This window comes from Sporobacter termitidis DSM 10068 (genome assembly GCF_900130065.1).
GTDB lineage: Bacteria > Bacillota > Clostridia > Oscillospirales > Oscillospiraceae > Sporobacter > Sporobacter termitidis.
The window spans coordinates 178,658-202,732 of the sequence record NZ_FQXV01000009.1 but is presented as its reverse complement, the minus strand read 5'-3'; the positions used below and the strand labels follow the sequence as shown (position 1 = coordinate 202,732).

Annotated in this window: 26 protein-coding genes; 15 read left to right on the top strand and 11 right to left on the bottom strand. The window is 51.4% G+C overall.

What is annotated here, in order from left to right:
• The 5 genes from BUB60_RS13465 to BUB60_RS19845 form a co-directional block, all read left to right on the top strand.
• A partial coding sequence (locus BUB60_RS13465) for a DnaB helicase C-terminal domain-containing protein (protein WP_242941208.1) occupies positions 1 to 251 on the top strand: 251 nt, incomplete at its 5' end.
• 2 nt (positions 252 to 253) lie between these two features.
• Positions 254 to 568, top strand: a complete 315-nt coding sequence (locus BUB60_RS13460) for a hypothetical protein (protein ID WP_073079952.1) — start codon at positions 254 to 256, stop codon at positions 566 to 568.
• Positions 569 to 663: 95 nt separating this feature from the next.
• Positions 664 to 1,308: a hypothetical protein gene (locus BUB60_RS13455; protein WP_073079950.1), complete on the top strand. Its 645-nt coding sequence runs from the start codon at positions 664 to 666 to the stop codon at positions 1,306 to 1,308.
• A gap of 250 nt (positions 1,309 to 1,558) precedes the next feature.
• The gene (locus tag BUB60_RS13450; RefSeq protein ID WP_073079948.1) at positions 1,559 to 3,040 is read left to right on the top strand and encodes a hypothetical protein; all 1,482 of its coding nucleotides are present in this window, start codon (positions 1,559 to 1,561) and stop codon (positions 3,038 to 3,040) included.
• A gap of 527 nt (positions 3,041 to 3,567) precedes the next feature.
• Positions 3,568 to 4,395 carry a hypothetical protein gene (locus tag BUB60_RS19845; protein WP_143162356.1) on the top strand — a complete coding sequence of 276 codons (828 nt, stop codon included), beginning with the start codon at positions 3,568 to 3,570 and terminating at the stop codon, positions 4,393 to 4,395.
• Positions 4,396 to 4,473: 78 nt separating this feature from the next.
• On the opposite strand, the gene BUB60_RS13440 is transcribed toward BUB60_RS19845, so the two are convergent.
• Positions 4,474 to 4,875, bottom strand: coding sequence for a helix-turn-helix domain-containing protein (locus tag BUB60_RS13440; protein WP_073079943.1), 402 nt, complete (start codon positions 4,873 to 4,875; stop codon positions 4,474 to 4,476).
• A 15-nt stretch (positions 4,876 to 4,890) separates the two neighbouring features.
• The gene (locus tag BUB60_RS19840) at positions 4,891 to 5,088 is read right to left on the bottom strand and encodes a hypothetical protein (protein ID WP_143162355.1); all 198 of its coding nucleotides are present in this window, start codon (positions 5,086 to 5,088) and stop codon (positions 4,891 to 4,893) included.
• Positions 5,089 to 5,234: 146 nt separating this feature from the next.
• On the opposite strand from BUB60_RS19840, the gene BUB60_RS13435 reads away from it, so the two are divergent.
• From BUB60_RS13435 to BUB60_RS13425, 3 genes are all read left to right on the top strand, one after another.
• On the top strand, positions 5,235 to 5,468 hold the full coding sequence (locus BUB60_RS13435) for a DUF739 family protein (RefSeq protein WP_073079941.1): 234 nt from the start codon (positions 5,235 to 5,237) through the stop codon (positions 5,466 to 5,468).
• Positions 5,469 to 6,119: 651 nt separating this feature from the next.
• Complete coding sequence (locus BUB60_RS13430; protein WP_073079939.1) at positions 6,120 to 6,425, top strand: hypothetical protein; 306 nt, start codon at positions 6,120 to 6,122, stop codon at positions 6,423 to 6,425.
• Complete coding sequence (locus tag BUB60_RS13425) at positions 6,418 to 6,735, top strand: hypothetical protein (RefSeq protein ID WP_073079937.1); 318 nt, start codon at positions 6,418 to 6,420, stop codon at positions 6,733 to 6,735. The genes BUB60_RS13430 and BUB60_RS13425 overlap by 8 nt, the downstream gene beginning before the upstream one ends.
• Positions 6,736 to 6,840: 105 nt before the next feature.
• Here the strand turns inward: BUB60_RS13425 and BUB60_RS13420 are convergent, their stop codons facing one another.
• From BUB60_RS13420 to BUB60_RS13395, 8 genes are all read right to left on the bottom strand, one after another.
• Entirely contained in the window at positions 6,841 to 7,362 is a 522-nt protein-coding gene (locus BUB60_RS13420; RefSeq protein WP_073079935.1) for a hypothetical protein, read from the bottom strand.
• 214 nt (positions 7,363 to 7,576) lie between these two features.
• The gene (locus BUB60_RS13415; RefSeq protein WP_084726486.1) at positions 7,577 to 7,849 is read right to left on the bottom strand and encodes a hypothetical protein; all 273 of its coding nucleotides are present in this window, start codon (positions 7,847 to 7,849) and stop codon (positions 7,577 to 7,579) included.
• A 12-nt stretch (positions 7,850 to 7,861) separates the two neighbouring features.
• The gene (locus BUB60_RS13410; RefSeq protein ID WP_073079930.1) at positions 7,862 to 9,094 is read right to left on the bottom strand and encodes a DNA polymerase Y family protein; all 1,233 of its coding nucleotides are present in this window, start codon (positions 9,092 to 9,094) and stop codon (positions 7,862 to 7,864) included.
• Between the two features lie 709 nt (positions 9,095 to 9,803).
• On the bottom strand, positions 9,804 to 10,202 hold the full coding sequence (locus BUB60_RS19835; protein ID WP_143162354.1) for a hypothetical protein: 399 nt from the start codon (positions 10,200 to 10,202) through the stop codon (positions 9,804 to 9,806).
• Positions 10,180 to 10,776, bottom strand: a complete 597-nt coding sequence (locus tag BUB60_RS13405; protein WP_073079928.1) for a hypothetical protein — start codon at positions 10,774 to 10,776, stop codon at positions 10,180 to 10,182. Before BUB60_RS13405 ends, BUB60_RS19835 begins: the two co-directional genes overlap by 23 nt.
• On the bottom strand, positions 10,766 to 11,200 hold the full coding sequence (locus BUB60_RS19830) for a hypothetical protein (RefSeq protein WP_143162353.1): 435 nt from the start codon (positions 11,198 to 11,200) through the stop codon (positions 10,766 to 10,768). Before BUB60_RS19830 ends, BUB60_RS13405 begins: the two co-directional genes overlap by 11 nt.
• A gap of 643 nt (positions 11,201 to 11,843) precedes the next feature.
• Positions 11,844 to 12,275: a hypothetical protein gene (locus BUB60_RS13400; protein ID WP_073079926.1), complete on the bottom strand. Its 432-nt coding sequence runs from the start codon at positions 12,273 to 12,275 to the stop codon at positions 11,844 to 11,846.
• 388 nt (positions 12,276 to 12,663) lie between these two features.
• Positions 12,664 to 13,161: a ferritin family protein gene (locus BUB60_RS13395; RefSeq protein ID WP_073079923.1), complete on the bottom strand. Its 498-nt coding sequence runs from the start codon at positions 13,159 to 13,161 to the stop codon at positions 12,664 to 12,666.
• 229 nt (positions 13,162 to 13,390) lie between these two features.
• Here BUB60_RS13395 and BUB60_RS13390 point away from each other — a divergent pair, with 229 nt between their 5' ends.
• From BUB60_RS13390 to BUB60_RS13360, 7 genes are all read left to right on the top strand, one after another.
• Positions 13,391 to 14,062, top strand: a complete 672-nt coding sequence (locus tag BUB60_RS13390) for a response regulator transcription factor (RefSeq protein ID WP_073079921.1) — start codon at positions 13,391 to 13,393, stop codon at positions 14,060 to 14,062.
• On the top strand, positions 14,059 to 15,126 hold the full coding sequence (locus tag BUB60_RS13385; protein ID WP_073079919.1) for a HAMP domain-containing sensor histidine kinase: 1,068 nt from the start codon (positions 14,059 to 14,061) through the stop codon (positions 15,124 to 15,126). The genes BUB60_RS13390 and BUB60_RS13385 overlap by 4 nt, the downstream gene beginning before the upstream one ends.
• A gap of 150 nt (positions 15,127 to 15,276) precedes the next feature.
• Complete coding sequence (locus tag BUB60_RS13380) at positions 15,277 to 16,341, top strand: NAD-dependent epimerase/dehydratase family protein (protein ID WP_073079917.1); 1,065 nt, start codon at positions 15,277 to 15,279, stop codon at positions 16,339 to 16,341.
• 32 nt (positions 16,342 to 16,373) lie between these two features.
• Positions 16,374 to 16,910: a hypothetical protein gene (locus BUB60_RS13375; protein WP_242941207.1), complete on the top strand. Its 537-nt coding sequence runs from the start codon at positions 16,374 to 16,376 to the stop codon at positions 16,908 to 16,910.
• A 25-nt stretch (positions 16,911 to 16,935) separates the two neighbouring features.
• A complete protein-coding gene (locus BUB60_RS13370) occupies positions 16,936 to 18,327 on the top strand; it encodes a radical SAM/SPASM domain-containing protein (RefSeq protein WP_073079912.1) in 1,392 nt (463 codons plus the stop codon).
• 172 nt (positions 18,328 to 18,499) lie between these two features.
• Complete coding sequence (locus tag BUB60_RS13365; protein ID WP_073079910.1) at positions 18,500 to 19,972, top strand: MDR family MFS transporter; 1,473 nt, start codon at positions 18,500 to 18,502, stop codon at positions 19,970 to 19,972.
• Between the two features lie 108 nt (positions 19,973 to 20,080).
• The gene (locus BUB60_RS13360) at positions 20,081 to 20,992 is read left to right on the top strand and encodes a helix-turn-helix transcriptional regulator (protein WP_073079907.1); all 912 of its coding nucleotides are present in this window, start codon (positions 20,081 to 20,083) and stop codon (positions 20,990 to 20,992) included.
• A gap of 36 nt (positions 20,993 to 21,028) precedes the next feature.
• Here the strand turns inward: BUB60_RS13360 and BUB60_RS13355 are convergent, their stop codons facing one another.
• The gene (locus BUB60_RS13355; RefSeq protein WP_159435424.1) at positions 21,029 to 23,866 is read right to left on the bottom strand and encodes a sensor domain-containing diguanylate cyclase/phosphohydrolase; all 2,838 of its coding nucleotides are present in this window, start codon (positions 23,864 to 23,866) and stop codon (positions 21,029 to 21,031) included.
• Positions 23,867 to 24,075 lie beyond the last annotated feature (209 nt).

Below are 24,075 nucleotides of genomic sequence, written 5' to 3'. Positions count from 1 at the left end.
GGGAGTCCGAAGCGACGAAGGATAAGCGCCCGCAACTCCATAACCTGCGCGATTCCGGGGATATTGAGCAGGATGCGGACGGTGTCATGCTCATGTATAGACCGGGATATTACAAACGCGAAGAGGCAGCCCCACAATGGGGGGCCGATGAACTTGAAATCATAGTCGCAAAAAACCGTCATGGAAATACGGGTACGGCAATGTTCGCATGGTATGGCGTATCCGGCAAATCAATACCTAGGGAGGATTAAAAATGTACAGAACACTCGGAGAAGTTCTAACGACAGATACCAGGCTTAAGCGGCGGGCCGACATCGCATTTCAACTTTGGCAACCGGTGGACCCGAAGCCTTTAACCTTTCCCGAAATCGTGGACATAGACTGCCGCATCGGGGAACTGATATCTCGCGCAGAACGTGACAAACGGCCCGATAGAGACAGGTTATATGCATCATATAAGCGCGATCTGACGCAGCTCGTCGGATGGTATGCGGAAGATCGGCGGCTTAAATCATCGTCTACATATGCGACCGTCATCGATGCTCTATGCGAAGCCCTGCATTATTAGAAAGATATCCTGTCGGCCGTCACAGCGCATTACGGTAAGTAAAAAGAGCCGAGTGGCCAAAATGACCACACGGCGCAAAGGAGAAAGGAAATACTATGCTAAGAATATTGGAAAGTTTATCGAAACCCGCACCAAATCTTACGGAGATATATTTTAAAAACTTCCTAAAAAAAGTCTGCGATCACTTCAACGATCCTGACAATATACAGTATGTCAAACAAATCGCATACTATGGCGTTAAATGGGCAAACACTTGCGTCAAGCCGGAAGACGACTCTGAAGAAATCGAAACCATGTGCATCATATACGATGCAATAACCAATTTTATTTCAACCCTGACGCCCTTGGAACTCATGACTGTATTCCCTGTCGACAAGGTTTACGACGGCAACAAATGGGGGACCAAGGATTATTTTTACACTATGGCCGAGCTGCGCAAAATCGGCATGGGTGAGGTGATCGGCTATGACCGCGTGTTTGAGCTTTTGTGGGATTATGCAAACCATGAGCTGCGGGAATTCCTTGTGCGGTATATGAGCCTCATGAGCGCCATGAGACGGACGGAGGGGCGGCTTGGCGTAGCAGAAGAATTCTGTATCCTGAATGGCATCACGACGTATACAGGATATGAAGACCCTGAGACGGGCGACGTGACGCTTTTTGATAATAAAGCATGTACTGAGACGCGTAGGGCTAACGCTTTGAAAACGCTGCCTTGGCATTTCGAAATTACTGAGTAATGGTAGTGTATAAATAAAGAACCGCCTACTGGCTGTCCTCTTTGTAAAGCATATTTAATTGACACTATCGAGCAGCGAACGCCGTACTATATGCACGTTGGACTGCAGCGTTTCCAAAATACCGGCAGTTCGGCTGTTGACGAAGTAGTTTTCTGGCGCGAAAAAATGAACCAAAAGGAGCGTGATAAAAGCACGACATAGGGTCCCTGCGATATTAATTTCAAATATTTTAGTAAAAGGAACGTGACTTATGGCTACAAACAATTGGCCGACTTTTCAAGACCTCAGTTCTCAGTATAACGACATGGTAAAAAAGAAGAACAATAATTCGGTAGACTCCGGCTTTTCAAAAAGCGTAGGTACCGGATTTGCGGGTGACCCTGGGTTTTCTTTGAGCGGCTCGAGTACGTCGACGGTTGACCCGGGGTTTTCGATAGGCGCACCCAAAACGTCACAAATCGGCGCAGGAACGAGCCAATCAAACGTCGGTGCGTGGAATAATGCATTAACCAAGGTTGGCGGAAGTGGTGGAACTGACAAGGATATCGCGAGTCAGATTGCCGCTCTCGTTGCTACACAAAAGGCCGCACAACAGGGGAGCCTCCAATCTAACCTTGATACCGCTCTCGGCAACCTACAGACCGGGTACAACACTTCCCTTGCCGATCTGGAAACGCAGCGGGGCAACATCAAGAACTCATATTACAATCAGCGCAACACGGCGGCGGGACAATCAGACGTTGGCGCTATGAACTACGCTCAGGCGGCAGCGGCCAACGGCATCCGGGGCAGCGCCGCGATGCAGCCGGAGTTGTACAGAAACGTCGCGCTACAGGGCGCCCTGAACAATCTGAACACCGCAGAATCTCAGGCATACGCCGACCTGGACACTCAAGCCGTGACCTTACAGAGTAATTATAACGCCAATGTCGCAGCGCTGCAGAACGCGTATCTGTCCGACATGAACGCGGCAAATGCAAATCTTGACGCATCCGGTATCTCGGCTAAAATTGCAGCCCTTCAGGACGCACAGAGCAAGGCGCGGGCCCAGGCCGATACAGACAAATCAGACTGGACAAATACCATCGGGCAGTACTCGGATAACTATCAGGCGGAAATCAACCGGATTGATTCCCTCATTACCTCCGGGCAGTCCGTGGACTCGGATGGTATTTCTCTGGCTTACAAAAAATCTGTGCTCACGGCGGCAAGACAGGAAAAAATCAACAATCAGGCTTCGGCGCAGGCATCTGCGAATCAGCAGGACTTCGAAAATCAGCTTGCACTTGCACGGTTGCAGGTCACTCAGCAGAACGCAAGCAATAGTGGCAGCCGAAGCAGCGGCAGTAGCGGGAGCAGCACCGGGCAGCTGACATACAGCCAGCTTAACAGTGTGTTGAACAGCATGTACGGAAGGTATGCAATCGGTGACACATTGACGCCGGAAGGCCAAACCGCCATGTACAACTACATCGTGCAGTACGGCGGGCAGTACGCCCCGCAGTTAATGGCCACATATGGACTGTCAGCGCCCACCGCGTCATCCTCATCGACCACGGCGGGCAGAAGCCCCAATTACAACGGTGTTGTAAGGCAGGCGCAGATATATCTGTCGTTCGGCGGGACAGGGGCCCAGAACGACGCCATCACATACATCGGCAACGCAATATCCAACGGCAATATAACGCGGCCGGAAGCCGTCCAAATCATGAGGTCATTGGGCCTCGCGTGAGGCATATACTAAACGGTTTATCATAATCAAGGATAAGCAACAGCTCGCACTTGAAATGCGAGCTGTTGCTTATTATTTTGTGCAACGATTAAAATCAGCAAACGGCCTATCGCGCGACATTTACGGCGAAGACAATGAGTTCTATATGACAAGAGAACAGATCGGCGCGGCACCGGAATCGCTGACCCGCAAAAGGCAATTGACAAAATCCATGCGCGGCACAAGGAGCGTTTAAGCAAGTACTCAGTTACCCCCAAACTGGTGGCTACTGACGGGAAGTCATACGACGCGACTCGACAAATACTCAACCACCCTCAAAATGAGGGGAGTTGACGGAAATCTTGGGTGGTCACAGCCGCAGGGTAACGAAAATTTCGTACCCCTCCGGCGGTTCCCCCGCCTTCTTTTTATATGTTGCTCTCGCCCTTTTCTTGTCATTCTATACTGCATTATTTGATTGAATTTACAGCTAGGAAGATATATATTGTAAGATAATAGAACAAATACAATATTAAGGGGAAAGGACAATGGATAAAAAACAGAGGGCGGGATTCATTGCAGGCTGGGCTTTTAGCCTACTCTTTTTATTAACAGGATTAAGCAGCATATTTAGGACCCCATTAGCCGGAGTATTTTTCCTGATGGCAGGATTGGTACTTCTGCCACCGCTCTCAAGGGCGGTTCGTAATAAAATTAATTATAAGACATGGCATAAAGGTATAGTTATCGCCGTTTGCTTGATATTGGCAGGGGTGTTCTTACCAAAACAAGAAAATGTCTTATCTTCACCTAGCGTAGCGTCGGCTACTATTTCACCGCCTACAGCAGCAATATCAACTATTAACCCTAGCCCCGGCTTCAATACTCAGCCAAGCCAAACACCGTCCTCTTCAAATGATACAGGGGGCTCATGGGCGTTGAATGTGGCCACATCTACATCGCCTAGCATTATTGTTTCACCTTCACCGTCAGTGGCCCCGAGCTTCCCAAGTAAAGCGTCTCCGAGTTCATCTCCTAGCCCAAAGCCTTCTCCATCACCAAGCCCGGAACAAACACCAGCGTCAAAACCTTCACCTTCACCGGCATCAATCGAATTAGTGAACTTGACGTCTCCGGTTAAGCATGGCACCAACGCGACTATTACGATCAAAGGACAACCAAACACAGATTACGATATAACCGTATACTACAAATCAGGCCCGTCAACGGCATCCGGTTTGACGGAAAAGACCTCAAATTCTTCGGGTAAAGTGTCCTGGACGTGGAAAGTCGGAACGAGAACCACACCAGGGACATGGACAATTACGATTAGCGGCGGAGGTCAGAGCGAGACGTTTGATTTTACTGTGACATAATAAGTATAAGCAAGGGTGTGGTTTAAAACCACACCCTTTTTGTCCGTAACCATATTGATGCCGCTTAACGGTGAAGCTTTATTTTTTCCGTGTATATGGTTTCCGCTCTTTAAGCCCGTTCTTAAAAGCAACGAAGTCAGAAGTTTCAATTCTAAGGCAGGTGGGAGATAGCCGCTGTGCCTTTAGCTCGCCTTCGGCGATTCTTCGGTATAGCGTTTTCATGCTAACACCCAGTTCTTTAGCCGCTTCACTTACCTTCAAATTTGGTTTTGATGCGGATACTTCATTTTTCGTACTGTCTCGCTTTTCGATTGGTGAGGATTCTTGTTTTTCGTTCAATAACTGATTCAGTTTACTTTCCGCCTGAATCCTCGCTTCTCGCTCTTCTTTCAAAGCCATAGCAAATTGAACTAAAATATCGGGGTCCAATAAAATCCGTTCTATCCCTTGAAGTCGTTCTTGATCAAATTCTTTTTTCATATTAACCTCCACTTTTTATAAACAGAGCCGTCTTGCTAGTTCCACCGTGGTAATGCCGTCTTTAGGGTGTGATATGCCGAGTCGCTTAATGACGTAATCACGATCTCGGCCAAGATAACGTATGACATCTGAAATCATAAGTAGCCGACGTTCTCCGAAAAATGCGCTGATGTCGGCAAGCTGATCCCGGTATCCTTCTTTTTCACGTGGCATATAGTCATAGTCTCCTTATAAAGATTGATGAAGTTGGACCATATCAATAATATCGTAAAGAAAAGGAGTATCCATCAATTGGATACTCCCTCAGAGCGGAACGGCAGCGCCGGTGAAAGCGAATAAAAAATGATGGGAGGATAATTATGTTTCGCAAATTGCGAGGGAAGCTCTTGGAACTCGATATCGACCATGTATATCTAGCCTCAAAACTCGACATATCACGCGCCACCGTGAGCGCGAAATTCAATTGCCGCAGTCTGTGGAACCTCGATGAAATGTACACCGTCATGGACCTCATTCAAGAGCCCTATGACAATCTCCATGAATACTTCCCTAAAAACGGCGGCGGCATATCCACAAAGCGCAAAGCATCTTAACTATATATCTAGATTGCCCAGATTTGAAATCCAACCAATCCAACGTATCGCATAATGCTATCCGCATTTAATATCGACGTAGTAATCACGGTCGCATTTGAAATACACGCACTTCCCATCAGTGCTAACCGACTTGGTTATTACTGAAAACTTGCTCAATCGCTCGCTGTGCCGGTTGCCGCAGCTTTCATTTCCTGTCTACCGCCGGAGGTGGGAATGTAGCGTACCCCCTTGCAGTGATCCCCTAAAAACCAACAGAAAATGATCTAAAATAACTCTTGACTTATGTCAGTACAAATGTTAGTATTATGTCAGTACAAAAGTTAGGGGGTTGAGAATGTCAAGGACGGGAAGACCAACGGATGATAGAAAAGAAGATAGACTTCAATTTAGATTATCCGAAGGCGACTCTAACAAGCTTGAGTACTGCTGCGAGGTTTTAGGGCTTACCAAAGCGGAGGTAATCAGGCAAGGGATCGACGCGATGTACATAAAAGCCCAAAAACAAAAGTAGAAGCAGCCCGCCACCGTGGAAAGTCTCGGACTGCTTCATGATCCACAAGTAGGAGAGCCCACTTGATGATAAATCTATCATATCATCATTATGGACTCCCCTGCAAGTGAAAACACTTGAAAGGAGATTTTTATTTTATGAATATCATGGGAAAAATATGCGAAATTGATTGTGCCGCAGGTGTCACAAATGATCTTCTTATCGCGCAAACGTTGCTCATAGAAGCCTTAGACGACGAACTGCATTATGCTTCTGATTCCGAGGGTGGCCCCGGTGAAAATATGGTGCTTATGGCCAAAGGACGGGCATCCATGTATATCGCGGCCTTTACTGCACTTAATGTAACTCTCGGCCGCCTGGGGGACGATGTTTCTGCCGCCGTTAGCGCCATTTATAAAGAACGGGCTTACAACGCCGCGGCGGGAGGGGACCGAAATGTCTAAAGAGTTAACAGTAGACGACATTTACAGCCAATTGTACACAGCAGATAATTTATTGGAATTTTTTGAAGAACAATACTTCACGATGTCAGATAAAGCATTTAACCTTGACGATAAGGCAAGGACTAGTTTTCTGCATAATTATGAGCGGATGCGAATTCAGTTACACTCGATTAGCAATATACTATTTGGCATTCGTGTTCAAGTTGAACTTGCCCTTGGTGTTGATTCAGCTGCAGTGCTGACACATATCAGAAAAGAGCAAGAATTGCTCGATATGTATAATGAGGTCCGAAGAGGAATGGCTCATTAACATTAAGGCGGAAAAGCAGGACGGTCAAAACCGTCCTGCTTTTTTATATAACGATAAAATCACCTATCTATATACCTCGTTCAACTTAATTTTATTGTTATGAGTTCATCTAAGTCGCTGTAGCATTTGTTTCCAGTTATCCAAACTAACCGGGATCTCGCAAGATGTTTTAATACGGCCACGACTAGTCCCAAAGATTGCATTACATTTGCATGGAAGCATACTTCCCCAATCTTTATCTCTCTGGTCAATCTCTACAAACATTTCAGATGTACTCAGAGGCTCTAACTTAAGCGGGAATCGTTGAGTACGTTCAGTCGTTTTCTCAGATATGGCAGGATTGCTATATACAAATTGTGTGTTGCTTTTGTTCCCAAAACTGTATTGTTTTCCGCCTTCAAGCACGAGTTTCCCACTCGATATCGATATCGGCAAGCGAGATTTATTAGTGAATTCCATGTTAATTAAAAGAGTTTCGTCAGAAGCAAGGGCAAACTTAAGGGTTACTGCAATACTGCGCCGACTTGCAACTCGGTTTTCAACAAAGTTAATAATCGAAATAATGAATCCAGCTACGGCAATAAGAAAAGTAATATTTGCCCGGTTGTTAAACCATTCAAACAGCATAAGATTACTCCTTTATGTCATAAAGTTGTTACGCTTAAGTGTTCTTAAATAAGACCAAGTATACCGCTAAAATCGTCAAAATGCAACGATAGGAGAAATGTGGCCTGGACACATTTACACACCTCATTCAGCGGCGCTATGGGTCTTATCGTGAAGAAAAAAAATAAGCGCTCCAGTGAGCGCAAGATAAGCTATACCGTATTTGCTTGTATGGCTACCCTTGTGATTTTCTCTCTACGAACCACCTGCCGATATTGTTGCCGCGCAGGCTGGCGTTGCGCTCGAAAAATAAGAAACTCTCCTTGCCCTTTATCCTGACCGTGTACCTGTCCCCGCTGCCGCCGGCTTTCATGGCCGCCGCCTGCCTAATATCGACGATGCGGTCGATCTCGTAGGTGTGTCCGTCCTCCCAGGTGAGCAAGACAGGCAGCATCACGCCGCCAGGATCAAAGGACGCCAGAACTTCGACGTATATTTTGTTCTCCATAATCAGCACCCCCTATTGAAACATCATCCCCGGAAGGTTGACCTCATGAACGCCGAGCCCAGGCATTTTAAGGTTGCCCATCAGGCAGGCCGAATATATCGCGCTCTTGCCGAAACGTGAACGGATATCCTCGACAGCGTCCTCCAGGCGCTCCCTCTTCTCTCGGCGGACTGGATCATCGTAAAGGAGCATCTGTACCGGCTGCGACTTGGGCGACAGCTTGATTGCGCGGACCGTCACCGCGCGGACCGGCAAGCGCCAATCATATTGTTTGTCAAATAGCGCGCGGGCCCGCCGGGCGATCTCCAGCGGCAGCTGTGTCGGCACTTCCAGGGGTGCCTGATACTGCCGCCAACCGAGGGCATTGTCTTTTACCGTAATCTGCACGCCGCCGGCGTTAAAGTCGTTGGCGCGAAGCTTATGCCCGATATCCTGCGACAGCATCAGCATCACCCGCCAGACCTCCTCACTATTCAGGAGATCCTGCACACAGGTAATGCCGTGGCCGATGGACTTAATGGGCACATCGTAATCCTGGTGCATGACGCGCGACGTGTCTAGGCCAGCGGCGTATCTCCAGATAGCAACGCCATTGACGCCGAGGCGCTGCTTTAAAAACTCCGGCGGCGCCGCAGCCAGCTGCCCAATTGTATGGATGCCGTACGTCGCCAGTTTGCGCGTCGTGGCCGGGCCGACATAGATGAGTTCCGAGGCCGGCAGCGGCCACACCTTTTCTTTATAATTCTCTTCGCTGATCACCGTAACGGCATCTGGCTTTTTCATGTCGCTGCCGAGCTTAGCAAAGATTTTATTAAAGCTCACCCCAATACTGACTGTCAGGCCGAGTTCTTCATGTACCGTCTTGCGTATCTCGTCAGCAACTGCAAGCCCATCGACGCACCGGCAGCCTGTCAAATCGAGCCAACACTCATCCATACCATACGGCTCCACTCGGTCCGTGTACCGCTGATAAATTTCGCGCGCCAGTCGCGAGTATTTGACGTACTGCTCATATTGAGGATGTAAAATGAGTAGCCCCGGACAGCACCGTTGAGCTTCCCAATTCGCCATCCCGGTCTTGACGCCGGCCTTTCTGGCCAAATCGGATTTTGCCAGGACGATGCCATGCCGGTCCTCCGTCGAGCCGCAGACAGCCACGGCCTTGCCTCGGAGTGTCGGGTCAAGTACCGTCTCCACCGAGGCGTAAAAGCTGTTTAAGTCGCTGTGCAGTACTATGCGTGCCATGCCAATATGTGTACACCTCCTTGCCTCGTGTTGTGAAGAGAAGTTACATATAGTATTATATGCAACAACTTCGCTTACTTCGCATTTAGTTCACTAAAATTAACATGGCGTCTATGTGAAGTCAACGTGTAAATTATGGATGTCCGGCGTATATCACAAAGGGGACACGATAAACAGTGCTTTTAGACATGCAAGAAAATAAAAAAAGTAGGATCAACGATGATCCTACGCAGTGCATGCTTAATTTAATCATAGTACATGTCTTTGGTACATTCTGAACGGCTTATGGGCAATTTCGGTTCGGCTGTACAGTTCGTTAGACCTACTTCGACGGTGGACAGGTTTGCGATAAATGCGTTGGTTATTAATTTGCATGCCCTGATTGCATAAAACTTTTTGATTTTGATGATTTAAAACATAGCGATGCTGGAAATGGTTTCTGTTATAAATGTGCCGACAAGCATTAGTACTGTAAGATAAGAAATGCGCCGGCCGATTGGCTGACGCTTTTCTGATATTCAAGAAACATAAGCCGCTCGATTAGAGCGGCTTAACAAACCGGACCCCCCAAGCCTGAGAAGGTTGTGTATTCAGATACAGCAGTTGATTTCTCGCTTCTTGCGCAGAACCACGAACTCATTGAGGAAGACTCAGGGTTTTCGAACTTCTTGAACGGCTCCAGGCGCTTGCTGCTATGCAAATATAATTATCAATTATACAATGTGCAACTATAATGAACGATTTCTGCCTTGCTTGTTAAATAATTCGATTGACTTGGACTTAATTTTGTCACATCAGTACTCCTGTGTATTTCGGAGTGATACTGATTGAAGAATCCATTATCTTCTCTTGGGCAATGCTTGACTAATGTTCCACATTCAACGCAATGGCTGACTAAAATATAAATAATACTTCCAGTTAAATGATTTAAGGCGAATTTCATCGCTTCCGGTTCGGATCTTCCTTGTTGTCGATCTACGGATATCCCTGCGTCTTTAGGGTGGTTTTTAAATATTGTGGTCGAAAGTGTCCTGTTGGCTTTCCAAAAAATAGAATTATCTAAAACCCCACGATACAATCTTTCATCAGGAGTAAATTCTGCTTCCATAAAATTCCTCAACTATTTTGTTAATTTCGTGTATATAAGACTTAATTTCGTATTCACGTTCTTCCCCGGATTCTTTTATCTGAAATACTGAGACAATTGTATCTAAGCTAATCTCAAGTTCCAGATACTCTCCATTATCTTTGTTATACTCAAATTGGATAGCTCCGCCCGGTATTGGAAAAACCTCTGGTTGAAAGGAAATCTGTTGGATGAATTCTTTTGCTTTGTCTATTAAAGCAGAATCAAATTTAGGAGCGTTATAACCGTTCCAATTTTCTTCGAAATTCGCTATAAGATTAAGTTTTTCGATATTTTTCATTTTAATATTACTTTCCATGGAAACACCAACATCTGATAAAATGGTGTTACCATTATACGCCGGAATAGCCTGGTTTAGTCCTTCGACCGTTTGTGCTGATAAAACCAAACTATTGTTACTGACTATGTAATATTGATTTTTCATGTCGCGCAAACCGTTGGGAGTTAATACGCCAATATGTCCAGAAGAAAGTACTCCGCAATCAGTACTCCGAATGATATGTTGAGGCATTAAATCGGCAACATTAACGAGCAATACTTACATCCCCTTCAAGAGGTTTTGCTGGATATGCGGGGATAGGGCATGTCCCTAGTAATGCACCATCAAAATAAACCTCTGCCGCAAATACACCCGTGCTCCGAATCGGTATATTTCGATAATCCATAGTAAAAATAATACCACGGTATTCGGCTGGAAGGTACTGATCATCCGATGCCGGCATACATATTTCGCCTGTATTATTTAAAATATTGTTTTGTGGATCTTTAAAAATTACTTGAAGATTATGAGATTGTGACACATCATAATTCATTCCAAATGTGAAAACAAAAGAAAAATTGCCTGGAATGCTAAGAGGCAACAAAGCCATTATAGGGTTTGAAAATTGCTGTGTGGGTTGCGGCGCCCCTATTTGATTTTGAAAATTCTCAAAATACATGGAAGAAACTATACTTGCCATATGCGATATTCCTTTACTCTATAATCTCATTAAGTCATTATTCATTTCGTCACTTTTTGTCACTTCCATTATACCTCTTAAGGTAAAATTTTCTATAGAAAATTTTATGTACTTTTTGTATTACTACAAGATATAGTCAATAATTTGTCTTCGGCACACTATTTTTTAAAAATTTATTAGTTTTGTAACAATTAACTCAACACAATACTACCTAAATCTTCATTTATGCAATGAGGATATCATCTTGAGCGGCTATATGTAAATACACTGTCCACCCGCCCTCAACCCTTTACCTATCGATTTGTAAAGAGATTTTAATATTTATTTTGTAAATATTCCAACGAAAAATTTCCACAAAACAAAACGCCTCAGGCTGCAGTGTTGATTCTGCACCTTGGGCGTAGGTTTAGTCTAAAATAATGGTAGGGACTCTTAACGAAGCCCCTACCATCAACTATGCGGCTATACACAACATAGCTATACCACATTTTCATAGTAATACCGAGCATATGCCTTGTCAATATTGGCTTATTCCGGCAGCGCCGCCCACATCTTCGGCCAGACAATCCCGTCGGCACTGGGAACTGCAAAGGCTTAGCTAGGTCGTTTTTGATGACATTGAGTTAATCGCATAAAGCGGGAATCACCTGTATTTCTTCATTTTCCGCATTAACTTTACCATTTTCTGATCAAGTGCAAGATCCTCCACCTCGTCGCGATCTTTGCTCAATAAAGGTACTATATCGGCAGCCGCATGAGTTAATAGCCGCTTTGAACATAACACGATTTTTGTATAAGCATCCTCAAGCAGCACTTTATCTTCAAGGCTAGTCGGAATAATTTTGAGTCTATATTTTGTGTAACTCTTCACAAGTAGCTCACATGCTTCTCTTATCTCTGCTTTCCGCGTTGTTTTTCTTGTAATGACGTATGTGCCTGAAGCTCCCAATATGACGCTAATGACACTAGAGAATGCTATTATCGCCGTTTTGATAACTTCGTTCGACCCATCCAAGGGGCTTGAGGCCTTCTGAATGGCAACTGCTATTTCACGTAACGCTGAAGCTATATCCATAAAATTACGCCTTTCAAAGTATTTTTACTAGCATATCCCGAATTTTCCCATCTGTAAAGGAAGATCCCTCCTATGATAAATGACCGGCAAATAGCCGTATCCGCAAGCGGAATGTAACGAATAACACAGTTTTCCGAGGCTCCCGCGCGCGTGTGCGCAATGCCTGGTTTTACCGCACATTTACCGCACAAAGTTATGAAAAGCGCGGTAAAGATGTGAGAGATATAAAAATATCAATACAAAAGGCGTTGAAATATCAACACTTTTTGAACAGCGTGAGAGTTGTGAAAAGTAAAAATTGCAACTCCGACTCTGAAGGTCGCTGGTTCGAATCCAGTCGGGCGTATTAAGAAAAAGCCCTGTGATTGCAATAATCACAGGGCTTTTTTCAGCGGTTGCCTAAAAAATATTCCAATATTTCAACGTGCTTTTGCTCATCCAGTATGATACGGCGAAATAAATCCTGTATTTGAGGCTGGGCGATCTGCTGGATCAGCCTGGTGTAATGCGCAATGGCGGCGTGCTCACCCTCTATATCGGCGAGCAATATGGGCCTCAGCTCGTATGCATAGACCGGATAGCTGCCATTCCAGTACTGATGCGTCTCGTACGTCAGAAATTTCGGTGGCAGCCCCAGGTCTCTGATAAGATTTCCGAGCAAATTCAGGTGGAGCAATTCGACGGAAATGATGCATTGATAGGCCTCGGTGATCTGCGGTTGAACAAAAGTGAAGAAGTTGTGTGCTGTGTATTGAGTGATCGCTGTTGTTTCGGAGCCGGGACCGGCAAAGGCGCCTGAAATAAGCGTTGCGTAATATGTATTACATTCGGTTATCTCGACGGACGGGTATGGCTGATGGACAAGAAAGTCATCGCAGTTAAACATATAGCGTACCCCCTGATACCCAACGTATGACCCCTTGTCGGCTTCTATAACCACGTCAGAATGTTTCGCATCCCTTAACCTCATAATAGAATTACCTGTGAATTTCATATATCATTAAATATAAATATACGACAACTGAAAATGTCATCTGCAACACTGACTTCGCATAAACACTTTTTTAACATTTCCCTGGTATGATGGCGGTGCCTGCCGCGGAAAGGAGGGCTTTATGGTCAATATACTTGTGGTGGAGGATGATTTAAAGCTCAATCAGCTCGTCTGCGCCTATCTGGGTGACAGCGGCTATGCCGCCAGGGGATGCCTGAACCCGAACGAGGCGTATGACCTGATGTATAACAACCTGTACGATCTCATTATCTCCGACATCATGATGCCGGGGATCGACGGCTATGAATTTGCCGAGACGGTGCGGGCGCTGAACAAAACAATCCCGATCCTGTTCATGACGGCGCGGGACGACTTCGCATCCATGCAGCGGGGCTTTAACGCGGGCATCGACGACTATATGGTCAAGCCCGTCAACATGGACGAGCTGGTCCTCCGCGTGGGTGCGCTGCTCCGCCGCGCGAACATCATGAATGAGAAAAAGCTGACGGCGGGCAACATGGTCATGGATGCCGACGCCATGACGGTGACGGTGGACGGGGAGGAGGTCCCGGTGACGGTGCGGGAGTTCAATATCCTGTACAAGCTGCTGTCCTATCCCAAACGCACCTTTTCCCGCGCGCAGCTCATGGACGAATTCTGGGGGCTTGACAGCGAGACGAGCCTGCGCGCCGTGGACGTGTACATCACAAAGCTGCGGGACAAGTTCTCCGGCTGCGAGGGCTTTAAGATCGTCACTGTGCACGGCCTGGGCTACAAGGCGGTGATCCAGTGAAAAGGAAGCCGCTGGAAAAGGACGGCCGCGTCAAGGCCAGGCATTTTACGTGGGCGGAATACGCGTTGACATACTTTGTGCTGCTGTCGCTGTCCGCCGGGCAGTGGATGATCTATAACGAGTATGTGAATTTCAGCAGCATGCCGCCGGAATTTATCGCGGGGATGCTGGGCTACTGGGCGATCGTCACCGCAATTTTCATTCTCCTCACGAACCGCCAGAAGGTCCGCGCCTTCGATAAGCCCATGCGGAAGCTCAGCGCGGCGGCCAAGCAGGTGGCCGAGGGCGACTTTTCGATCTGGCTGGAGCCGGCGCACACCGCCGATAAAATGGATTATGTGGATGTGATGTACGAGGACTTCAATAAAATGGTGGAGGAGCTGGGCAGCATAGAGACCTTGAAGAACGACTTCATCGCCAATGTGTCCCACGAGATCAAAACGCCGCTGTCCGTCATCCAGAGCTACGCCATGGCGCTGCAGAAGGAAGACCTCTCCCCCCGGCTGCGCCGGGAATATTCCGACACCATCATCACGGCGTCCCGGCGCCTCACCGCGCTCGTCACCAATATTCTGCGGCTGAACAAGCTGGAAAATCAGGAAATCCGTCCCGTGGCCGAAGCCTATGACCTGTGCCGCCAGCTCTGCGACTGCGCGCTGCAGTTTGAAGAGATATGGGAGGCGAAGACTATTGACTTCGTCGCCGACGTTGAGGACAGGGCGGTCATCCGCGCCGACAGGAGCATGCTGGAGATCGTCTGGAACAATCTGCTCTCCAATGCCTTCAAGTTCACCGAGCCCGGCGGGACCGTCATGCTGAGGCAGTCCTCCGACGCGGATACCGTGACGGTGACGGTGTCCGACACGGGCTGCGGCATGAGCGATAAAACGCTGCACCGCATTTTTGACAAATTCTATCAGGGGGACACCTCCCATTCCCAGGAGGGGAACGGGCTGGGCCTGCCCCTGGCGCTCAAGGTCGTCGAGCTGTCGGGCGGTGCCATCTCGGCCTCCAGCGAGCCCGGCAGGGGCAGCGCGTTTACAGTGCGGCTGAACAAAGTCTGACGCCCCGCATCAAAAAGCAGCTTTCCGGTTTGGAAGGCTGCTTTTTTTATTTTAATATTTCTCAAACATTTCACAAACAACTCGCAAATATTCCGCCTGTAGGATGAGCGCATCAACGAAAACAAGAGCAAATAAAACGGAGGCATTGTTATGGATAATCAACATGATCGGTCAGATACGCTCTATCTCGTAACGGGCGTGGCCGGGAACCTGGGCAGCAGCGTGGCGGCGCGGCTGCTGGAAGAGGGCAAGAGCGTGCGCGGGCTTGTTTTGAACGGCGACCCCGCCGCCGCCCGTGTGCCGAAGGAAGTGGAAATCTGCTTCGGCGACGTCACGGACAAGGACAGCCTGGCACGTTTTTTCGCCGCGGAGGGCAACGTGGAGCGCGTTGTGATCCATTGCGCGGCCATCGTCACCGTGAATCCCGGCTTCAACCAGAAGGTGTACGACGTGAATGTGGACGGCACCAGGAATATCCTGGACGCCTGCCTGACGCATGGCGTAAAAAAGCTGGTGTATGTCAGCTCGACCGGCGCCATCCCCGAGCTGCCGCACGGACAGGCCATCACGGAGATCGAGCACCTCGATCCGGAGGCTGTCGTGGGCTTTTACGGCAAAACAAAAGCCATGGCGACCCAAGCCGTTATCGATGCGGTGCGCACATGGGACCTGGATGCGTCCATCGTGTACCCCACGGGCATCTGCGGGCCAGACGACTACGCCTTCGGCCCGGTGGCCGGGTTCATCATGGAATACTGCGCGGGCAAGATGCCCTGCGGGATGGAAGGCAGCTTCAACGCCGTGGACGCCCGGGACCTGGCGGAGGCCATCGTGACCTGCTGCGAGAAGGGCGGCAAGGGCGAGGGCTATATACTCGGCAACGCGTGCGTCACCATGCCGCAGATGTTCCGCCTGCTCAGCGCCCTTACCGGCACGAAGGAAGTCAAAATGATCCTGCCTGCCGGCGCCGCCAGGCTCTTTGGCAAGCTCTCCGATGTGAGCGAGAAAATTACCGGGAAGCCCGCGCGCATGACCAGCTTTGCCGTTTACAACCTGATCCGCAACAACGTCTTCGATTGCTCCAAGGCAAAACGGGAGCTGGGCTACCATACGCGCCCCTTTGAAGACGCCATCGCCGATACCATCGACTGGCTCGTGCGTGAGAATAAAATCAGCTGCGCAGGGAACGCCCCGCGGCAGAGCCGGACGGCATAATGCGCGCAACACAAATCTGAAAGGAGTTATTTATGATGAGTGAGATTTCGAAAAATGAGGGCAATTTTGTCGGCTACGAGTACAGGGACATCACCGTCGGCCGCAGCCTGGAGCCGGTGTATGCCGACGGGTATCAGAGCTTCGGCTGGGCGCTGGAGGGGACCGCGGTGCCAGTGGGCGGCGTCAATTCCGTCGTTTTGAAGTTCAAGCGCGACAGGAAAATCAGAAACAAGACGGAGCTGACGCGGCTCCAGCGGCAGTTTGACGCCTGCGTGTCGGAGATCGGGGCGCTGGAGCGCTCCAAGGTCGTCGGCGCCTCCGCCGCGGCTTATATCCTCGGCGTCGTCGGCACGGCGTTTATGGCCGGCTCCGTGTTCGCCTACACCGCGGGCATGCTGCTCCCGTCCATTATTCTCGCCGTTCCCGGCTTTGTGGGCTGGATCGTCCCGTATTTCTGCTTTGTCAGCCTCCACAGGAAAAAGACCGATCAGGTAACGCCGCTGATCGACAAAAAGTATGACGAAATTTACGAGGTCTGCGAGAAGGCCAGCGGCCTGCTAAGCAGATAAAAAACCTGAAAGGACTATTATTCTAATGAGCATCAAATCCCAGCTGCAGGCCGCCGGCCTCCGCAAAGCCTATGACTACGTGGACAAGGACCCCCAAAAAAACCTCCCCAAGCTCGTGGACTTCCTCGATAAATTCGTGCCCTCCGGCTATCTTGACGGACAGTTGGACGCCATCAGAACGGTGGCGGGGGACCCGGAAAACAACTGGTATAAGTATATCATGGGCCTCTTTACCGACATTGACGACGGTATCCGCCGGAGCATTTTTGAAAATTTCGCCATTAACGCCAGCCTCAAATGGGGCGATATCCATAAGGAGCTGGAGGAAAAGCACAATTGCAACATTCCCTGGGCGATCCTGATGGACCCCACCTCCGCCTGCAATCTGCGGTGCACCGGCTGCTGGGCGGCGGAATACGGCGGCAGGCTGAATATGACGTATGAGGAGCTGGACGATATCATCCGGCAGGCCAACGCGCTGGGGAGTTACTTTTTCCTTTATTCCGGCGGGGAGCCGCTGGTGCGGAAGGCGGATATCCTCCGCCTGTGCCGGGCGCATCCCGACTGCCAGTTTACGGCCTTCACCAACGGCACGCTGATCGACGAACCGTTTGCCGACGCGCTGCTGGAGGTTAAAAATTTTATTCCCGCCATCAGCGTGGAGGGCTTTGAGGAGGACACCGATTTCCGCCGCGGCGCCGGCACATTTAAAAAAGTGGAAAGGGCGATGGCGCTTCTCCGGTCAAGACGCATCCCCTTCGGCATCTCCTGCTGCTATACCAGCAAGAACTGCGAGATGATCGGCTCGGAGGCGTACTTCGACCGGATGATCGCCTGGGGGGCAAAATTCTGCTGGTTCTTTACATATATGCCGGTGGGGAACGGCGCCGTGCCGGAGCTGATGGTGAGCGCCGAGCAGAGAAAGTTCATGTATGAGCAGGTGCGCAAGTTCCGCGGGACAAAGCCGCTGTTCACGCTGGATTTCTGGAACGACGGCGAATACGTGCCGGAGGAGCCGGGCTGCATCGCCGGCGGCAGGAGATACCTGCATATTAACGCCGGCGGGGATATCGAGCCGTGCGCCTTTATCCACTACGCCGACGCCAACATCCGCGAAAAATCGCTGCTTCAAGCCCTGCAGTCGCCGCTGTTTATGGCCTATCGCCAGTCGCAGCCGTTCAATGAAAACCATCTGCGCCCCTGCCCGCTGCTGGACAATCCCGGCGCGCTGACAAAGCTCGTGGAGACCTCCGGGGCACATTCCACCGATATGGAGAGCCCCGAGGACGTGCGCGCGCTGTCGGCAAAGTGCGAAGGCGCCGCCGAAAACTGGGCGGCCGTCGCCGGCGAGCTCTGGGCATGCTCGGGCGGCTGCGCGGGCTGCGGGCAGAGCCGGCGCGGAGGAATTGCCGATTGACTTTTTTTCGCCGCGGATGGTATAATAAGCCGAACTTGAACGGGATGTTTGAGAGAGAGTCATCGGAGGGCTTGTAATCGGAATTACGATGCCGGATAAGATGTCGGGTGCGCCCGGTGTTTTATTCGGCATCTTTGCGTTTGGAATCTTACCGGGGAGGATTTAATAAGCAATGAATTTTAAAAAAGCAAACCTGATCGTCTCGCTCATGCTGGCCATGTTTTTGGCGGCGGTTGAGGGGACGATCGTCACGATGGCCACGCCTACCATTACGAAGGACCTGCACGGTTTTTCCCTGATCAGCATGGTCTTTTCCGTCTATCTGCTGACCTCGGCCATCTCAACGCCGATTTACGGCAAGCTCGCCGACCTCTACGGCAGAAAGAAAATGCTTTCCATCGGCATCCTGATTTTTCTGGTGGGGAGCGCCCTTTGCGGCCTGGCCCGGAGCATGGGGATGCTGATCGCATTCCGCGCCCTTCAGGGCCTGGGCGCGGGCGCCATATTCACCGTGGCGTTCACCATTATCGGCGACGTGTTCACCCTGGAGGAAAGGTCGCGGGTGCAGGGCAGCCTGAGCACGGTTTGGGGCGTTGCCAGCCTGGTGGGGCCGTTTTTGGGCGGCTTTTTGATCGACACGCTCTCCTGGCACTGGATATTCTTTATCAATATTCCCTTCGGGCTGCTGTCGGTGATACTCCTGCAGGGGTCGCTGAAGGAGAGCTTCGAAAAGAAAAAGCACCGCATCGATTATGCGGGGACCGCCGTGCTGTCCCTGGCCGTCATGCTGTTTTTGAGTATTTTCCTGCTGGAGGGGAACGCGGGGGCCGGCCGTGTGTGGTTTATCGTCCTGGCGTCCGTGCTCACCGCGGCGCTGCTGTTTGTGTTTTATAAGATCGAGCGGCGGGCAAAGGAGCCCATCGTTTCGTTTGATATTTTCACCCGGACAAGCACCATAGTAAACCTGATTTCTTTCCTGGTGTACGCCATCCTCATGGGCATCGACGTCTATCTGCCGATCTATCTGCAGAATATTCTGGGCTTCCGCCCGACCATATCGGGCCTTTCCATGCTGCCGATGTCCGTCTCCTGGCTGATGGTGTCGTTTATTCTGGGAAAGCTTTTGATGCGGTACGGCGAAAAGCCTGTGACAGTGGCGGCAAACGCCGTCATACTGGTCGGCATGGCGCTGCTGCCCTCGCTGGGGGTCGCCTCTCCCGTAACGCTTGTGCTGCTTTACGGGTTCGTGATCGGTATCGGCTTCGGCGGCGTCAGCACGGCGCTGACCATTATCGTCCAGGATTCCGTGGATTACAGCAAGCGGGGCACCGCGGTGGCGGCAAATACCCTGCTCAGGACGCTGGGGCAGACGATCGGCATCAGCATCTTCGGAAACGTTTTCAATATGGGCATCACGCGGTATTTTTCCGCGCGGGGCGTCATGGGCGTCAACCCGACCGACCTCTACCAGTCCTCCGCGTCCGGCGGCGCGCTCCCGGCGGCGCAGGTGCAGCTGTCGCTGAACAGCGCCGTGCACACCCTGTTTATCGTATTCATCGTCATTTCCGGCCTGGCCCTGCTGCTGTCGATCCTCCTGCCGAAAATAAAGGGGAAGTACGGCCCCCGGCAGAACGAGCCGGCCTGAACGGCTTAAAGCGCCCGCCATTCCCCATGCCATATCCTTTGAATAACGCGGTATAATATGACATGGCGCCGTCATGTTCGGCCCTTTATGATAATCGGGGGTGGCCTTGTGCAGATCAGCCGGATGTTCCAGATCGTTTATACGCTGCTGCGGGAGAAAAATGTCACGGCCGCGGCGCTGGCCGCGCGCTTTGAGGTGTCCGTCCGGACGATTTACAGGGATATCGACGCCCTGTGCCAGGCCGGCATCCCCATTTACACCGCCCAGGGGAAGGGCGGCGGCATCGCGCTCATGGAGCGGTTCGTCCTGGACAGATCGGTGCTGTCTGAGCGGGAGCAGGATGAAATTTTAATGGCGCTGCAGAATCTTTCCGCGGCGCGCCACCCGGCGTCGGACGAGGTGCTCGAAAAGCTCAGCGGCCTGTTCAGCAGGAGCCAGACCCGTTGGATCGAGGTGGATTTCTCGCCCTGGGGAAACGATGGGCGGCAGAAAGCGGCGTTCGAGCTGCTTAAAACGGCCATTCTCGCAAAGCGGGCCGTCACGTTCACATATTACAGCCTCTCGGGGGAGAAAAGCGCCCGGTGCGTCGAGCCTGTAAAGCTCCTGTTCAAGGACAGGGCGTGGTACCTGGAGGGCTACTGCCGCACAAGGGCCGCGCGCCGGACGTTCAAGCTGACGCGGATGTCCGGTATCTGCCTCACCGAAGAGGCCTGTCTCCACACGGAAGCGGAGGCCGCCCCGCCGCCGGAGGCCGAAAGCGCCGGCGAAACCGTCGCGCTCGTGCTCGATGTGTCGCCCGAGGGGGCGCACCGGGTCTACGACGATTTTGACGAGGAAAACATCACGCGGCACGAGGACGGCGCGTTGACGATAACCGTTTCCATGCCGGCGGGCGAGTGGCTGTACCCCTACCTTCTGTCCTTTGGCCCGGCGCTGGAAGTCAAAGCGCCGCAGGCCGTCCGCCTGGAGCTGGCGCGCCGGCTGCATAAAATGGCGTCAAAATATAAAACGGAAACCTGACGGTCACGTCAGGTTTCCGTTATTTATGTCCAAATACTAGCAGCCGAATTCCTGCAGCACGCTGATGAAGATCTGCGCGACGGCGGGGTCGAACTGCGTCCCGGCGTTGGCGAGGATTTCCCGTATGGCGTCGGGCCTGGGCATGGCCGTTCTGTACGGCCTGTCCTGGGTCATCGCGTCGTAGGAATCGACGACCGAGACGATGCGGGATAGGAGCGGGATGGCCTCGCCCCTGAGGCCCTGCGGATAGCCGCTGCCGTCCCAGTGCTCGTGGTGGCAGAGGATGTATTCCGCGATTGGGGCCAGCTCCGGAGACGCCTGGGTGATGCGGTATCCCACCTCAGGGTGCTTCCGGATCTCGACCCACTCGTCCTCCGTCAGGTCGCCGGGCTTGTTTAATATCTGGTCGTCGATACTGAGCTTTCCCAGATCGTGCAGCGTCGATAAAAGCTCCAGCTCGTTGATCTGCGCGTCGGATAGGTCCATGGCCTCGCCGATCAGCTTGGACAGCGCCACGAGCCGCTCCTCGTGCTCGGCCGTGATATGATTTTTTTCCGCCATCGTCGTCTTGATGGAGGACAAAAGGGAGCTGCGCATGCTTTTGCGCTCCAGGAGCTTTTGCTTGTACATGTACCCCTCGGCCTCGGCCAGGATGCTTTCGATGGTCGTTTCAGCCTCCGTCTTGGTGGCGTATCCCAGGGAGATGCTCAGGTAGAACGCGTCCTTGACCGACTTGTTCCCGTATTTCACGCAGTCGCTGTAGATGCGCTTGCAGATGGCCCGGGCGTCCGCCGCGGCCGTCTGCGGCAGCAGGATGCAAAATTCGTCGCCGCCGGTCCTGGCGAGAATATCCTCTTTCCGACAGCAGACGCTAAGTATCCGGGCGATCTCCACGAGCAGCTTGTCGCCCTCCTTATGTCCGAACGCGTCGTTGACGAGCTTTAAACCGTTGATATCGCCCATGATGACGGAAATGGGCAACTGGCGGCCGCAGTCTAGCCGGCTGCACGCCTCCTCGAAATAGGCCCTGTTGTAAAGGCCTGTCAGCAGGTCGTGATAGTTGAGATAGAGGATTTCGGTTTCCCGCCGCTTGCTTTCGGAAATGTCGCGGTAGCTCAGCACGTACCCCGTCGTTTTCTGCCCGTCGACCAGGATGGGCTTGGCGTATCTTTCAATGGTGCGCCCGTCCGTCAGCCGGAGCTCCCTGAACGGCTCGAGGGGGAACCGGCCCATCAGGTCGTGAATGCCGGACAGAGCGGCGTTTGGGTTCGCCAGACGCGCCAGGATGTGCGCAAAGGTGAAATCTATATCGGCAATGTCCTCGGGCAGGTCCCACATTTTTCTGAACTGGTCGTTGTAAAAGAAGAAATTGCCGTCCAGGTCCAGGGCCTCTATCCCGTCGGCCGTGGCCTGGAGCGTGGCCTCCAGCATAGTATTCGACTGGGCCAGCGCGCGCTCGGCATTTTTGAGCTCGGTGATATCCGCGATCATGCACAGGTTGACGGGGCCTTCGGACCGCCTGTCCTTAATGAGCGTAACCGACATGTCGGCCCACACGACGGAGGCGTCGGGCCTGATATATCTTTTTTCCATGTGATAGCCTGGTATTTTGCCGGCGCTGAGGAGCGCGGCGCCGTCCAGGTCGCCCCGCAGGTCGTCCGGATGCGTAAAGCTCATCCAGTCAACGTCCATAACCGCCGCCCTTGGGCGGCCGATGATCTCGGCAAACCTGCCGTTTATCTCCAGAATCCGGCCCGTGGCCGGGTCGCTGACGGCAATGCCGATCGGCGCCTGCTCAAAAATGGTCCGGAACCGTTCCTCGCTGTCCATCAGCAGCTTTTCTGCAAGCTTCCGCTCCGTCACGTCCCGGAAGATCATCACGACGCCGGAGGTTTCGCCGTTTTCGTCCTTGATGGGCGCCGCGCTGTCGGCGATATGCCGCCTGACGCCGTCCCTCGAGGTCAGGATGGTGTGGTTTTCGAGCAGGCAGATCGAATCGGTGGTCAAAACCTCTTCGACCGGGTCCTTTGCCCTTTCGCCGGTATAGGCATTCGTGATATCGAACACCTGAGAGAACGGCCGGCCGAAGGCCTCCGCCGTCTTCCAGCCCGTGAATTCTTCCGCGACCTTGTTCAGGCCCACGACATTTCTGTCGGTATCCGTCGTGATAACGCCGTCACCGATGGAGTTGAGGGTGATCTGCAGCTTTTCCTTCTCCTCGTGCAGCGTGTGCTGAATTTGTAAAAGCCGGCTGCGGACGTAGACGGACATCCCCACGGCCAGCAAGACGGCCAGCAGCGTCATCCAGAACAGGTACTGCCCGTAAACGGCGGCCATATGCTCCGATTGCGCGTAGGCCTTGTCCGCCTCGGCTCTTTTCTGTTCAATGAGCAGCTGCATTTTGCTGCGGATGAGCTTTACCTGCGCATAATCGGCCACCCGTGTGTTTTCCGCCGCCAGCTCATACTGCCCGTTCTGCGCAAAGGTGATTGTCCAGGTCTTGATGGGTATCCAGCCGTTATAGGCGTCCATCACGTCAGACAGCAGCGGATTGCCGGGGTCGGACACCTTCATCGACGAAAAATAGTCCCGGATATTCAGGTCGCAGGTATCGACGTCGTTCAAAGCCGACTGCAGCTGCTCGTCGTTTCGTGACAGCGCCACGTCCTTCATCGCCCGGTGAACGGTGATCAGGTCGGCGTTGGCCCGTTCCGTCTCGATCCAGGCCTGAAACGAGTTCTGATGCGTCTGCCTGAAAAGCGCCCTGCTTTTTCCCAAAGAGGAGGCGCCAAGCAGGGCCAGGACGATCACCAGCAGGATCAAAAAAGAAAATCCGCCGATGAGGAATAGATCAAATCTTTTTCTCCCGGACATGCAGAAAAGGGCCTCCTTGTCAGAATCTTTTGAAAATACGGCTATTTTAAGATATATCGTCGTAAAACATAAGTCAATGACTACTTTTTTCAGGAGCTGGGGCCGTTTTTGCTTTGTAAACACGCGGCTTTTATGGTACATTAAAGGTGCCGGCCGGCGGCCTGTCCGCCAACCTGCCGGCCGGACCGATATCTTGTTGAATTTCGCCC

Excerpts from the sequence above, each read along its gene's own strand:
- BUB60_RS13460 (WP_073079952.1), top strand. The coding sequence starts at position 254 with ATGTACAGAACACTCGGAGAAGTTCTAACGACAGATACCAGGCTTAAG.
- BUB60_RS13455 (WP_073079950.1), top strand. The coding sequence starts at position 664 with ATGCTAAGAATATTGGAAAGTTTATCGAAACCCGCACCAAATCTTACG.
- BUB60_RS13450 (WP_073079948.1), top strand. The coding sequence starts at position 1,559 with ATGGCTACAAACAATTGGCCGACTTTTCAAGACCTCAGTTCTCAGTAT.
- BUB60_RS19845 (WP_143162356.1), top strand. The coding sequence starts at position 3,568 with ATGGATAAAAAACAGAGGGCGGGATTCATTGCAGGCTGGGCTTTTAGC.
- BUB60_RS13440 (WP_073079943.1), bottom strand. The coding sequence starts at position 4,875 with ATGAAAAAAGAATTTGATCAAGAACGACTTCAAGGGATAGAACGGATT.
- BUB60_RS19840 (WP_143162355.1), bottom strand. The coding sequence starts at position 5,088 with ATGCCACGTGAAAAAGAAGGATACCGGGATCAGCTTGCCGACATCAGC.
- BUB60_RS13435 (WP_073079941.1), top strand. The coding sequence starts at position 5,235 with ATGTTTCGCAAATTGCGAGGGAAGCTCTTGGAACTCGATATCGACCAT.
- BUB60_RS13430 (WP_073079939.1), top strand. The coding sequence starts at position 6,120 with ATGAATATCATGGGAAAAATATGCGAAATTGATTGTGCCGCAGGTGTC.
- BUB60_RS13425 (WP_073079937.1), top strand. The coding sequence starts at position 6,418 with ATGTCTAAAGAGTTAACAGTAGACGACATTTACAGCCAATTGTACACA.
- BUB60_RS13420 (WP_073079935.1), bottom strand. The coding sequence starts at position 7,362 with ATGCTGTTTGAATGGTTTAACAACCGGGCAAATATTACTTTTCTTATT.
- BUB60_RS13415 (WP_084726486.1), bottom strand. The coding sequence starts at position 7,849 with ATGGAGAACAAAATATACGTCGAAGTTCTGGCGTCCTTTGATCCTGGC.
- BUB60_RS13410 (WP_073079930.1), bottom strand. The coding sequence starts at position 9,094 with ATGGCACGCATAGTACTGCACAGCGACTTAAACAGCTTTTACGCCTCG.
- BUB60_RS19835 (WP_143162354.1), bottom strand. The coding sequence starts at position 10,202 with ATGGAAGCAGAATTTACTCCTGATGAAAGATTGTATCGTGGGGTTTTA.
- BUB60_RS19830 (WP_143162353.1), bottom strand. The coding sequence starts at position 11,200 with ATGGCAAGTATAGTTTCTTCCATGTATTTTGAGAATTTTCAAAATCAA.
- BUB60_RS13400 (WP_073079926.1), bottom strand. The coding sequence starts at position 12,275 with ATGGATATAGCTTCAGCGTTACGTGAAATAGCAGTTGCCATTCAGAAG.
- BUB60_RS13395 (WP_073079923.1), bottom strand. The coding sequence starts at position 13,161 with ATGTTTAACTGCGATGACTTTCTTGTCCATCAGCCATACCCGTCCGTC.
- BUB60_RS13390 (WP_073079921.1), top strand. The coding sequence starts at position 13,391 with ATGGTCAATATACTTGTGGTGGAGGATGATTTAAAGCTCAATCAGCTC.
- BUB60_RS13380 (WP_073079917.1), top strand. The coding sequence starts at position 15,277 with ATGGATAATCAACATGATCGGTCAGATACGCTCTATCTCGTAACGGGC.
- BUB60_RS13375 (WP_242941207.1), top strand. The coding sequence starts at position 16,374 with ATGATGAGTGAGATTTCGAAAAATGAGGGCAATTTTGTCGGCTACGAG.
- BUB60_RS13370 (WP_073079912.1), top strand. The coding sequence starts at position 16,936 with ATGAGCATCAAATCCCAGCTGCAGGCCGCCGGCCTCCGCAAAGCCTAT.
- BUB60_RS13365 (WP_073079910.1), top strand. The coding sequence starts at position 18,500 with ATGAATTTTAAAAAAGCAAACCTGATCGTCTCGCTCATGCTGGCCATG.
- BUB60_RS13355 (WP_159435424.1), bottom strand. The coding sequence starts at position 23,866 with ATGTCCGGGAGAAAAAGATTTGATCTATTCCTCATCGGCGGATTTTCT.